The organism is Janthinobacterium longum, from assembly GCF_051380735.1.
In the GTDB taxonomy this organism is placed as follows: domain Bacteria; phylum Pseudomonadota; class Gammaproteobacteria; order Burkholderiales; family Burkholderiaceae_D; genus Janthinobacterium.
In genome coordinates, this window is record NZ_JBNYXQ010000012.1 from 49,628 (window position 1) to 61,190 (window position 11,563).

At 62.0% G+C, this 11,563-nt stretch carries 10 protein-coding genes; 2 read left to right on the plus strand and 8 right to left on the minus strand.

Annotated features, from left to right (window positions below; all coding sequences use genetic code 11):
* Positions 1-58: 58 nt before the first annotated feature.
* The 3 genes from ACQ4WM_RS22490 to ACQ4WM_RS22500 are packed head-to-tail and all read right to left on the minus strand — an operon-like array spanning position 59 to position 4,396.
* Positions 59-1,837, minus strand: coding sequence for a vWA domain-containing protein (locus ACQ4WM_RS22490; RefSeq protein ID WP_436548880.1), 1,779 nt, complete (start codon positions 1,835-1,837; stop codon positions 59-61).
* Positions 1,834-2,805, minus strand: a complete 972-nt coding sequence (locus ACQ4WM_RS22495) for a hypothetical protein (protein ID WP_436548881.1) — start codon at positions 2,803-2,805, stop codon at positions 1,834-1,836. The genes ACQ4WM_RS22490 and ACQ4WM_RS22495 overlap by 4 nt, the downstream gene beginning before the upstream one ends.
* A gap of 13 nt (positions 2,806-2,818) precedes the next feature.
* A complete protein-coding gene (locus tag ACQ4WM_RS22500) occupies positions 2,819-4,396 on the minus strand; it encodes an AAA family ATPase (RefSeq protein ID WP_436548882.1) in 1,578 nt (525 codons plus the stop codon).
* Positions 4,397-4,666: 270 nt separating this feature from the next.
* Here ACQ4WM_RS22500 and ACQ4WM_RS22505 point away from each other — a divergent pair, with 270 nt between their 5' ends.
* Together ACQ4WM_RS22505 and ACQ4WM_RS22510 are read left to right on the plus strand one after the other, a co-directional pair.
* Positions 4,667-6,847 (plus strand): protein kinase domain-containing protein, encoded by a 2,181-nt coding sequence (locus ACQ4WM_RS22505; protein WP_436548883.1) that lies wholly within the window; start codon positions 4,667-4,669, stop codon positions 6,845-6,847.
* Entirely contained in the window at positions 6,844-7,434 is a 591-nt protein-coding gene (locus tag ACQ4WM_RS22510; protein WP_436548884.1) for a hypothetical protein, read from the plus strand. Before ACQ4WM_RS22505 ends, ACQ4WM_RS22510 begins: the two co-directional genes overlap by 4 nt.
* A gap of 91 nt (positions 7,435-7,525) precedes the next feature.
* Here the strand turns inward: ACQ4WM_RS22510 and ACQ4WM_RS22515 are convergent, their stop codons facing one another.
* The 5 genes from ACQ4WM_RS22515 to ACQ4WM_RS22535 all read right to left on the minus strand — a co-directional run bounded on the left by ACQ4WM_RS22515 (position 7,526) and on the right by ACQ4WM_RS22535 (position 11,401).
* Entirely contained in the window at positions 7,526-8,647 is a 1,122-nt protein-coding gene (locus ACQ4WM_RS22515; protein ID WP_436548885.1) for a DUF1906 domain-containing protein, read from the minus strand.
* A 24-nt stretch (positions 8,648-8,671) separates the two neighbouring features.
* The gene (locus ACQ4WM_RS22520; RefSeq protein WP_436548886.1) at positions 8,672-9,361 is read right to left on the minus strand and encodes a hypothetical protein; all 690 of its coding nucleotides are present in this window, start codon (positions 9,359-9,361) and stop codon (positions 8,672-8,674) included.
* Positions 9,362-9,367: 6 nt separating this feature from the next.
* A complete protein-coding gene (locus ACQ4WM_RS22525) occupies positions 9,368-10,030 on the minus strand; it encodes a RhiA family protein (protein WP_436548887.1) in 663 nt (220 codons plus the stop codon).
* Positions 10,027-10,698: a RhiA family protein gene (locus ACQ4WM_RS22530; protein ID WP_436548888.1), complete on the minus strand. Its 672-nt coding sequence runs from the start codon at positions 10,696-10,698 to the stop codon at positions 10,027-10,029. Before ACQ4WM_RS22530 ends, ACQ4WM_RS22525 begins: the two co-directional genes overlap by 4 nt.
* Before the next feature lie 88 nt (positions 10,699-10,786).
* Positions 10,787-11,401 carry a RhiA family protein gene (locus tag ACQ4WM_RS22535; RefSeq protein WP_436548889.1) on the minus strand — a complete coding sequence of 205 codons (615 nt, stop codon included), beginning with the start codon at positions 11,399-11,401 and terminating at the stop codon, positions 10,787-10,789.
* Positions 11,402-11,563: the final 162 nt, after the last annotated feature.

Sequence of the window (11,563 nt, forward strand, 5' to 3'; positions counted from 1 at the left end):
AACTGGGGTCAGACCGGACGGGTCTGACCCCTGATTTTTGCTGTGTATACTCTTCATCTTAACTCTTCACATAATGCCGCTGGCTGAACAGGCGAGCAAATTCCAGCAGATCCTCGTACTGCTCCACGGCATGAATATCCCACCCCTGTTCGTCACGCGCGCGTTGCAGGGCGCCGTAAGTATCGCGCATCCACTTGTTGTCGACATGGTCGTTCCAGTCCGTGGCGATATTGAGCGCCATGGTGCCGCCGGCGCCGCCGTTTTCCATCGCTTTGGCCGAAATATCCCAGCCGCTGTTGCCCAGTTCATCCTGGTCGAACATGGTGGTAATGCCGCTGTCGGAAATCTGCAGAATATGCGTGGGCCGCTTGCGTCTGGCGGCATAGGTCTCGCGCAGGCAATGAATGGGAAAGGCCGTGCCGCCGCCAAAAAAGTCGGTCAGCACGCCGAGTATCATGTCTTCATCGCGCACGAAGCCGGGCGTGCGCATCACCTGGCGCTTGCCGCTCCATAAGGTGACCTGCACCTTTGAGCCGGCGCGCAGCGCCGACAGCGCGATCACGGCGCCGGCCAGCGCCAGGAACGAGGTGTGCTGCTGGGGGTTAGGCATGGAGCCGGAACTGTCGACATACATGTCCAGGTCAACGGGCATCGCGTCGATATCGCGCGCCGGCTCGCGCCCGTATTCGCGGCGCACGGTGGTCACGCCTGGAATCGGCCGAGGTGACTGCATCACCGACTGCAACCAGTCGATTTCATCGAGCGGGTCGCCGATCTCCCACGGCGACAAGCCTTCCATCTGCGGCTCGTTCGACTCGGGCGCGGGCCGCGAGGGAAAGCGCACCAGGTGAGGCAAGGCACGCTCGCGGTAATAGCGGATGGCGATTTCATGGTCGCTCAGGTCAACCCCCGACGCCTTCAGAATATCGCCCAGTTCGAACGGTTCGCGCAACTGGCCGCCGCTTTTTTTCTGCGCTGCTTCGTCGGGTGCCTGGCCCACGGCGTCGTCATCGAGACCAGAAATACGCTTGTCATGCACCGGGTGAATGGCGCCGTTTTCCTCGTCGTCCTCGATCTGCTGCGCACCATATGTCTGGCAACCGCGCGCCGCGTCGCGGGTGTCGTGGAAATAGCGGCTCGGATCATCGGCTTTCAGCGCCCCGGTATCATCGACCAGGTAAGGCAGCAGCAAAGTGGCAAAGCGCCCTGCCGCCAGCATCCAGTCGTTGGCGTAGACGCGGATCAGGCGCGCGCCCAGCCAGGCGTCCGTGTCCAGGCGTTCATCTGCCGCGCCGCCTCCCAGGTCACCCTTGGGCAGCTGCCACAGATTCTCATAAATGCGCATGTACAGCAGCCAGACCTTGCCGGATGCCGGGCTGTCTTTCGCCTTGCCCTGCTCGAGCTTGCGGTAGATATCGGCCATGCGCAGGCTGACCTGGCGCTGCAGCCGGTCGTTGATAAACAGGTCGGTGTACAGATTGGCCACCATCGGTGCGTGCTGCTCCAGGGTCGGCAGGGCCCGGCGCATGCGCGCCAGCAGGCGGAACTGGTCGCTGGCGCTGCCCGGCGCCAGGATATGGTGACCGATCTCGTGCGCAAGGATTTCCAGGCCGTAGTCCTGCAGCCCAAGTTCGGCCACCAGCGGCAGGTCGACCACCACGCTCTGGTCGAGCAGCCGTATCATCGCAAAGCTGCCGCTCAGGCCCTCCTTGCTGGCCTGCACGCGGCTGGCACACAGGGCCGGGTCGCGCAGGCGCGTGAATTTGCTCCAGACGCCCAGCGCCTGCGGCCAGGCAGCGCGCCATTGTTCGATCAGTTCGGCGTGCGGGCTTTTCATGGCAGCGGCAGCAGGCGGATCGCATGCGTATAGGGCGAGGTGATGGCCAGCGTGTGGGCATTGGCGGCCAGCGCGATCTCGCCGGCCGGCAGGTCCAGCGCCAGCGCACGCCCCTCAAGATGCACGGTACTGCCGTGCAGACGCACACTGGATGGCACACCGGTGCTTGCCTGCACATACTCGTCCTCGGTGGCACCATGCAGCACGGCGCCATGGGCATCGGCCAGCAGCAGATAAAAGCGCTCGCCGGCGCTGACAACAAAGCCATCGTCCGTGGCACGTACCTGCGGCGGCGTGGCGAACTCGCCGCCCAAAGCGGTAAACGCGCCGAACTCGATGCCGTCCGCATTGCCGCGCCAGGGCTGATTCAATAGCTGCTCGCGCAAGGAAGGCCAGTCCAGCTGCGACTCACAGTATGCTGCCAGCGCCAGCGCAGATGGCAAGGTATCGGCAGCAGCAATCGCCCCCATGCGAAAATGCGCCACGCCGGCGCGCCACGCCAGCACCTGGCCGACGGCGCGCATTTGCGACAGCGTGCCCACTTGCGGCGCAATGGCGGCCATCTCGTCCTGCCATTGCTGCGTGCGTGCACCGGCCACGCCGGCCAGGTGAATGGCCGCGTTGCTCAGCATGCCCAGCGCATCGACCGGGCTGGTCGCCAGCAGCGGTGCAAAGTGCGGCGCCAGCTCACGCCAGACTGCGCCCAAAAAGGGATTTTTCGCCGCAGGTCCGGCCAGGCCATGACCGACCAGTTCGAGGGCCATATCGTAGGCGGCCAGGGTAAAGCTGCCGGCGCGCTCGGGCGCCGCGTTGGCCACGGCCTGCACTACCGGGTCGACGCCGTCCTGCAAAAAGGCGCCAAAGGCCTGCATGTCGAGCGAAGGAAAGCTGCGCCGCGCTTCCACCCCGCGCGCATTGAACTGGGCGCGGCCACTGGCCAGTATCGCGGCAAAGGCAGGGGAAATCATGGGCGCGCGCAATTCATTGTGAGCGCAGCCACGTGCGGTAATTGGTATAGCGCTGGTGCAGGTACTTGAGCTTCAACAGGTCGTCGTACAGCGGGCCATACAGCTTGCGCCCCTTGGTCCGTTCGCCGATCAGCTTTTCGATGCGGTTCAGGCGCGCCAGCGTATCGCGCTCGCTCAGACCGTCGAGGCCCAGGTCGAATTCGGCCGACAAGACGCCAACCGGATCGTCGCGATCCAGGTCCAGGCGGTTGAATTCGTCGTTCGACAGGTCGAACAGCCGGCGCAGCCAGCCCAGCCTGTCGCTGCGGTAGGCGGCGTTTTCGGGCAGTGCAAAAAACGGCGCATCGAGGTCCGGCTGCAGCTTGTTGTGCAAGACGAAGGGCAGCACCTGGCGCAGGTCTTCCAGTTCGACTTCGCCATTGCCGCGAAAATAAGCCATGGCTTTTGCATAGATCAACAGCGCCATCAGAGTGCGCACCGAGATGCCGTTGAGGGTCTGGCAGCCAAGGTCTTTCAGCCGGTCGCGCCCGTTGTCGGCCGCCTGCGCGGCATTGCGGTCGGCCCCCGACAGGCGCGCCGTATCCTTGGTCATGTATTCGAACTGGCCACCGGCCGTTTCAAACAGCTCGAACTGGCTGGCGAAAAACTCCAGGCGGCGGCGCACGGCGTCGGGCACGCCGACCTGGCGGATAGCGTCGCCGATCTGGTCAACTTCGCTTTCGGTGAAGATGATATCGGGCGGCACCAGCTCTTCGGGGCGCACGTTTTCCTCCACGCGCAGCAGCAGCTCGTTCAAAAAGCGCGGATTGAAGGCCAGCGCCTGCACCGTCACGTCGACCCGGTCGCGCAGCGCTTCGATCACCTGGTAAGTGCCACCACCCTGGTCGTCATTGGCCGTCAGGTACCAGGCCGCTTCCGGGCACTCGTAGATATGGTTCAGCACTTCCGCGTAATTGTCGCCCATGACGGTCAGCAGCGCGCTTTGCGTGCGCGTGGGGATGCGGTTGTATTCATCGACGATTTTCACGCGCATGCCCAGCCAGGCGCGCCAGGCGATGCGGATCTCGTCCATGCTTTGCGCGTTGACCAGGTCCGCCGGCAGCGGATTGCCGAGCAAATCGGCTATCGTCATCTGCGGATGGCCATGCTGCATGGCGCGCTTGACCTCTTTCACGGACGATCCGGCCAATACCCCCATCAGCAGCGCGCTGGCCGTCTTGCCGCGGCCGGGACCACCGACAAACAGGCATTTGCGGCGCGTGGCAAAGGTCAGCAGCGGCAGCAGGATAAAGCTCGAATAGCTTTGCGCCGAAGGCAGGTTGAGGGTGCGCCGGCTGTCGCCCACCATATAAGTTTGCGACGGCCCGTCGTTGTATTCGATATCGTAATGGGGACTGATAATGGCATGGTTGACGATCCAGAAATACGCCTGGCGCAGCTTCTCGTCAAACGGCCGCGCCGCGCTTTCGCCCTCTCCGCTCAGGGCCACCGGCCCCTGGTACAAATCCGCCACATCGAACTGCCGCGCGGCGGGCGCCGCCCTGGGTTTGGTGGGGGCCTGGGAAAGGCGCTGGAAAAGGTTGAAAGCCATGGGCAATTTTCAGTAAGTCAGTCATTTCAAGGCCAGCCCTTTGCTGGGTCACATAAGTAAAATTATTGCATAAACTATCAACTAGTATTGTTCAGTTCGCCAGCAACGCAGATATCATCAACGATAGTCAAGCGTGCAGGGCATTGCCAAGGGCGGCACCGCGTGGCGGTTATTCCTTCCAGAAAAAAAATTTTGCTATAAAGTAATTGAAAGTGATAATCTTCTTGCCATTCCCTTATTTCTGATCTGAAGCCGACAAGGAGCAGTACCATGGCCCTTACTCTGGCGCCCGGTTCAAACGTAGCCAGAGTTGGACATTACGAGTTGCGACAGTGCCTGGGCGAAGGTGGCTATGGCCAGGTCTACGAGGCCTGGGACCATCTGCTGTATCGCAGCGTCGCACTGAAACGGCTGACCCTTGCCGGCCGCGACGCCGACGGCAGTAAGTTGCTCGGCGAAGCGCGGCTGGCCGCCTCGCTGCAGCATCGCGCATTCGTCAGGATATTCGGCTATGAGGACCATGGACAAGCCCAGTATATTGTCATGGAACTGGTGCGCGGCCAGGCCTTGGGGCAGCACGCGGCCGAATTCACGGCAGAGCCGGAACGTGTACTCGATATCGTCGATCAGGTCGCCGCCGCCATGGCGGAAGCGCATGCCTCGGGTCTGGTGCATGGCGATCTGAAACCTAACAATCTGATGCTCGAAACTGACGGCACTGTGCGCATACTGGACTTCGGCCTGGCGCGCCAGATCGACCCGCTGGCCACGCAGTCGGGAACGACAGAAGATCCCCAGGGCACGATTGCCTATATGGCCCCAGAGCGCTTGTCTGGCCGTCCCACTTGCACGGCCAGCGATATTTACTCGCTGGGCGTAGTACTGTACCAGTTGATGACAGGAACACGTCCGTTTGCTTCCTTGCACGGCCTGGCGCTGGCCAGCGCACACCTGCACTCCAACGCGCGGCAGTGGGAATATCCGGCCACGCTCGCTCCCGGCCTGCTGCAACTGATATTGGCGATGACTGCGCGCGACCCGGCCGTGAGACTGGCAAGCATGCATGCCGTGCGCGAGCGCATTGCGGCGATGCGCGGCATATCCGCAACCGCAGTAACGCAAGCCTCGGGATTTTCCATGCCAGCGGCCGCGCGCGTGCCGCAGCCAAAACATGGCAAGCATCGCCGATGGCCGCTGCTGCTGGCCGGCGCCGTATTGCTGGCCACCAGCGTGTTCGGCCTGACAAAACTGCCGCCGTCCTGGCCCATTCCGCTGGCTTCGGACGCCGCGCTGATGCGCTCCGGCATGGAGGCCTTGCGCCACACTGATCGTGACGGTGCCATCGAACAGGCGCTGCAGTCTTTCGGCACCATCCTTGCCCGCTCCCCTGGCCATGCCGCCGCGGCCGCCGGACAGTCGCTGGCGTACAGCCTGCGCTACGTCGGCGACGGACGTGACGAAAGCTGGTTGCTGCGCGCGGCGACAGCAGCCAGACTGGCGTTGCAGGAAAATGACCAGTTGGCACTGGCTCACGCCGCCCAGTCTTGGGTGGCGACGCTCGAAGGGCATGGCAGCGAAGCCCTTGACGCCGCCAATCGCGCACTGGAACTTGATCCCGAAGATATCGCCGCATTGCACGCCAAGATCAATCTCTTGCTGCGCATGCAGCAGCACACGACTGCGCAAGAACTGATCCGCCAGGCCCAGAGCCACTGGCCAAACGAGCGAATTTTTGCCGATCTCGAAGGCACCCTGCACTTCCAGCAAGGTGACTATGTGCATGCCGAACAGGCTTTCCGCCGCAGCCTGCGACTTGAACCGGATGCCGTGCTTGGCTATGCCAACCTGAGCGCCACGCTGCTGCGTCTGGGACGCAGCGACGATGCACTGGTGGTGCTGCAGCAGGGGCTGCGCATGCAACCGAGTGGCGTGCTGTACAGCAACCTGGGTGCAGTACTCTTTGCTCGCGGCAATTTTCTAGGTGCAAGTACCGCCTTCGAACATGCGGTTTCAGCAGCCAAGGGCGGTCCGAACGACTATCTCAAGTGGGCCAATCTGGCCGATGCCTTGCGCTGGATACCAGGCAGAGAAAAGGCGGCGCGTGACGCCTACCGGCGCGCCACGCAACTGCTACAACCGATACTGGCGCGTGCGCCGGACGACGCCACCTACCTCACGCGCATGGGACTGTATGCCGCCCACCTGGGCAACAAATCCGATGCCTTGCAGTGGACCGAGCGTGGTGCCGCCGCCGCACCGTCCAACCCCGACGTACGTTTTCGCGCGGCACTTGCCAATGAGCTCAGCGGCCGGCGCAGTGCCGCCCTGGCCCATCTGGAACGCGCCACAGTCTTGGGCTACCCGTTTTCATCCATCGAAAGCGAACCCGAGTTGGTCGCGCTCCGGCGCGACACCCGTTATCAAACTCTTGCCATGGAATATAAACGATGAATCAACATATTACGCTCACGCCCCCTGCCCAGTCTCTGCTGCACCTGTCATTCGATGCCGACCAGCGCGGTTCCGGCCTGGGCCACACCCTGACACGTATCTCCTCCACGACACCTGATCCGACGCCTCGCGTCGGGGTACATGCCGACGGCCTGTATTTTGCGCCTGGCGAACAGCTGCTGCTGAGGGTCACGGCCAGCGGCGCTGCAGAGAAGAACAATGCCGATGCGTTTGATTCCTTCCAGATCATCGATTGCGTCATCATCACGCGCCCACAAGTGATACAACGCGGTGCCGGGCTCGCGTCCAAATATTCTCCGCCTTCGCCATTCCTCCAAGCCATCGGATCGTGCTATCCCCTGCAACTTGATTTTCGCGCTACCGTCAATCCGCTCACGCATGACAATGTGCGCATCGTCAGCCAGGATTGGAAAGGTTCGCTGGACATCGGCGTGAGTCCCGGCATGTGGGATTTATCACTGGTACTGACGGTGCGCATTACGCGCGGTCCCGGCGCCATCAGCGAAGTCCGTGTATTCTGGTTTGATCCGGAAACCGAAGTGGGCAGCACCGGCACAATGAAATAGCGGCTGCGAGCGATGTCAGACGGTCCGTAAAGGGCGGATCTTGCCGGGCATCGCTCCAGGCCCGGGATCCGCTTGCCTGGCAGCCAGTGTGTCAGTGCGCCTTGGTCCACCATTGCGCCACCCCACCATACTGGTCGGCCATGGCCGTATTGTGGTCTATCTCCAGCCCGTTGACGACGCGGTCAGGATTTTTCTGCACCATCTGGTAGCCCCGGCCCGGTATGTCGGGCACCTCCAAAGATGCCGATTTCCAGTAGTGCTCGAATGGAAGTTCGTACAGTTGCCGACCGTCCAGTCCGCAACCGTAGCCGACATACAGGCCAGGCAGGTATCGATAGATTTTCACCGCCTCATACCAATTGGTGCAATAGGCAATCACATCTTTAGCCTTGGCCCTGGAACTCACCCCCTCCAGGTCCAGCCAGATATTGGCGCAGAACGGCAGGCCTATGCTTTGTGCCTGGGTCGCGGCATGGGTACCGTATTGCGCACCGAGCAGCGCAGTCGGCATCCAGCCGGGCCTGCGCACATGTTGCACCGGCATCAAGGCCAGCCCTCCATTGAGGATATCCTGCGCTTCGCCGGCGGTAAGGTCGCCCGGGGCCGTCTTGTCATGCAAGGACAGATACCGCAGGCAGAAGCGGTAACCCTGCTCGGCAAACTGCTGCGCGGCGGTTTGGGTCAGGACCGCGTCGGTGTCGAAACCATGCGCACCGTTGGCTGCGCCCTGGACCGTCCCCGCAAACGTGCCTGACGGATAATTGACCGGTACGGGTATCCTGGCAAAAGCGTTCGGATGCGCCCTGGGGCCAAGCAGGCGATCGCTCGCGGCCAACACACTGACGCCGCCATCCTTGCGGGCAAACACCCCATGGCCGGCATAATTTTCCGCGGCCGCGAAAAAGTGCTGCATGCCTTTCCAGATGGCCAGGGTTGCCCCTGTCGATTCAGCTGTGGTCGCGGCGACCAGCCGCCGGGGTTGCTGGCGCAGCGCATTGGTCAGCATGGAGAAGGTGGCAGCCTGAATATCGGCGAGTTTGTGCTCGCCTTTATGGCAACTGGTATCGAAGTTGGCGCACCATTTGGAGCCGTCCGGCATGATGGCGACCATACCCACGCCAACGGCGCAACTGTCGGTACCGACAGACTGCTCTTGCATTGCTTGATTGAGTGAGCCTGGCGGCACCAGAACGTCAACCTTGAAATCAGTCATGGCTATCCTTTTTCGGTCATGGATTCAGGGTGCGCCGATCACGAAGGCGGTATAGTTCATGCCAGTGAGCTGGGATGCCAGGCCCGTGGTCAGGTGGCCTGTGGTCGCACGACCGTAGTTGGAATCGTACGCCGTGTAGGTGCCCGGAGCTCCAGTCACCGGATTGGCCACTGCGGTGATGATGAAGCCCAGCACGTGATTGTTGTTGCCGGCCCATATCCTGGTCCCCACAGGGTAGCCAGGCAGCGCCGCAGCCAGGGCCGAGGCACTGGCAAGAGTGCTGCTGTGTGCGATGCTGTTGGCCGCCTCCGTGACCTGGTCTTGCAGGCTGTTCAGACTGATCAACTGCCCCGCCATCGATAACTGAACCGTGCTGCTCAGTGCCTGGATGCCATAGGTCAAAGGCACATTCGGGTCATTGAGCCAGCAGGTGGTAAGCAAAGAGCAGAATTGATTTACGTAATACCAGTTTCCGCCAGGGGCGGCGGTCTGAATCAGGTAGTTGACGACTGGTCTACCGAGTGTCGTGAGGTCGACCCACAGTGAAGGATTCGACGAGTTGATCGTGCCGACATTAATATGGTTGACCGGCGGCGCTGTTGCGGGAACCGGCGCGGCAGGTAACGCCGGTGCAGGTGCAGGTGCAGGTGCAGGTGCAGGTGCAGGTGCAGATGTGGCGGCAGTGGGCTTGGCAGGCATTTTGGGCATGATCATCTTTCTCTAGGATTGAAGGGGTACCGGCGGCACACAGGTGACGCCCCCGGCTTGCTGTGTAGCGGACAGGCATGGACGCCATTGGTCCTGCTGGTCCAGGTAAAAACTGAGCGTGCTGACGTTGGCCGGAAAGCGTAGATCCAGCCAGGGCGCCTGCATGCCGGGATCCATCACGCCAGCCGGCGGCACCTCCTTGCCGGCCGCGATACGGTAACGCGGCGTAAAGTCGTAGCTCTGCGTCATCAGCGCGGGCGTGGTCAGGGTGGCCATGCCATCCATGCCAGTGCCGATGGCGTATATCTTGTTAGGTACGTTGGCGGCCACCGTCACCGTCATCGAACCCGGCGCCAGGCCGCTGGAACAATCCTCGAAACCGGGTGCATTGCGGTCCAGATTGAACAGCACGCCATGGCTTGCCGTGCGATCGACACGGCGCCTGCCGCCGGCCTTGAATGGCATGCCGGATGCATGTTCCGAACCGGCGCACCAGATGAAGTTGAGCTCGTCGCTCCACATCAGGGTCGCATGCGCGCCAACCGCCACAGTGCATGGGCTGCGTATCCACACCCGCGAAACGATGCGCGCATCGGGCGTGGCAGGCACCTGGTAAATGAAAAAAAACCAGTCCCGTAACGACGCGTTGTACAAATGCAAGCAGTAACAATTCATGATCGATAGCGCCCCACTGTGCTGCGGTGCGAGTCGGGGCTGCCGACATGCACCTGCCACTCGTTCTGTTCATCGAGCACGGCAGTGAGGGTATCCACATTGGCGGGAAAGCAAATCCGTGCAGGCGGGTTCAGCACGGCCGTGTCGAGCACGGCATCGGGCAGCAAGCCATATGCCCCAAAGCTGATCCAGTAGACCAACTGGGCGTCCGGCACCGGCGTAAAAACAGTAACGATATTGGGACTGGCCGGCACGGCAAAACTGCCACCGCCATCCATGCCGATACCCAGCCGCAGCGAGCCGCCCGCCTCGATGCTGCGATCGGCGTGAATAAGCACTTGCCCGCGCGCGGACTGCTCAGGCAGGGCCCGGAACTGGCAGCCGTAGAGATTGCGCTCCAGCATGACCGAGCTGCCCGCCAGCGGGTCGGCGCGCTCGAACTGGCGCGCGCTGGCGCTGCCCGCCTGCTCGAACCACACGCATTCGTAGGCCGCCTCCCATACAAAGCACAGTTGCACCTGCGGATGGGCGGGCGCCAGGCGCCAGGCCAGTTGCGCCACCTGGGGCAGGCTGCATGGCGCATTGGCGTGATCCTGGTAGACGCAGGCCTGGCCACTGAGCAGGGATTCGTTGACGAACCAGAGCGTGTATCGCCGGTTGCTGCGCATAGTCAGATTTCCAGTGGAAAAATTCGCTGATGAATGCCCCCCGACAGCGCACGCCAGCCCGCGACTGACCATGCGCGCCGGTGACGAATCAGACTTTGTTCCAGACGTTGTCCTGGCCCAGGCTGTAGGTCAGCGCGTAGGTATTGACCGGGAACACAATTTCGGCATTCTGGTTGACCGTGGTGATGTCGAGGATGGTGCCAACCTGCACGTTGGTGCCGGCTGCGATCCAGTAGGTCGGCGTCGGGGTAAAGGTGTGGGTCAGGTTCGGGCCGGCGGGGGTAACGAAGGTGCCGGTGCCGCTCATGCTCACGCCGACCGTGAAGACATTATTGGGGACGTTGGAGGCATCGCTGATGACCAGCGAACCGGATGGGTTGCCGGTGATCTGGTTGATAAAGCTGGGAGTGTTGTTCGAGTTGGCGAAGCAGATGGTGTTGTTCGAGGTCAGATCGGCCGGCACGCAATCGGATGCGTTGAAGGTCACGCCTGGGCGTACGGAGCCGCACGCGCCCCACACGAAGCCATAGTCGACCGTCCAGTCAAAGGTAATCTGAGTACCGGGTGCCATGGTGAAAGGGCTGGCGAACCATGCCAGGGAGAACACGTTGCTGCTGGCCTGGTTCGGCGCCTGCTGGTAGACGTAAAACGTCCATGGCATGGCCGAGTTGTTTTCCAGGGTCAGGTTATAGGCGGTTGACATATGAGTGATCTCCGATAAATGGTGGGTTGGTTACGGCCTGCTTGGTCCGTGGAAAAATTATCGCCGCATGCCGTGGACAAAACCATTACACCGCATTACACGGCATTACACCGCCATGCCTGGCCCCGCCCCGTGACAGCGCCTGCAAGCCAAGCGGACAAA

What these genes read in the sequence shown, in the direction of transcription:
- ACQ4WM_RS22490 (WP_436548880.1), bottom strand. Translation starts at nt 1,837, where the DNA reads ATGAAAAGCCCGCACGCCGAACTGATCGAACAATGGCGCGCTGCCTGG.
- ACQ4WM_RS22495 (WP_436548881.1), bottom strand. Translation starts at nt 2,805, where the DNA reads ATGATTTCCCCTGCCTTTGCCGCGATACTGGCCAGTGGCCGCGCCCAG.
- ACQ4WM_RS22500 (WP_436548882.1), bottom strand. Translation starts at nt 4,396, where the DNA reads ATGGCTTTCAACCTTTTCCAGCGCCTTTCCCAGGCCCCCACCAAACCC.
- ACQ4WM_RS22505 (WP_436548883.1), top strand. Translation starts at nt 4,667, where the DNA reads ATGGCCCTTACTCTGGCGCCCGGTTCAAACGTAGCCAGAGTTGGACAT.
- ACQ4WM_RS22510 (WP_436548884.1), top strand. Translation starts at nt 6,844, where the DNA reads ATGAATCAACATATTACGCTCACGCCCCCTGCCCAGTCTCTGCTGCAC.
- ACQ4WM_RS22515 (WP_436548885.1), bottom strand. Translation starts at nt 8,647, where the DNA reads ATGACTGATTTCAAGGTTGACGTTCTGGTGCCGCCAGGCTCACTCAAT.
- ACQ4WM_RS22520 (WP_436548886.1), bottom strand. Translation starts at nt 9,361, where the DNA reads ATGATCATGCCCAAAATGCCTGCCAAGCCCACTGCCGCCACATCTGCA.
- ACQ4WM_RS22525 (WP_436548887.1), bottom strand. Translation starts at nt 10,030, where the DNA reads ATGAATTGTTACTGCTTGCATTTGTACAACGCGTCGTTACGGGACTGG.
- ACQ4WM_RS22530 (WP_436548888.1), bottom strand. Translation starts at nt 10,698, where the DNA reads ATGCGCAGCAACCGGCGATACACGCTCTGGTTCGTCAACGAATCCCTG.
- ACQ4WM_RS22535 (WP_436548889.1), bottom strand. Translation starts at nt 11,401, where the DNA reads ATGTCAACCGCCTATAACCTGACCCTGGAAAACAACTCGGCCATGCCA.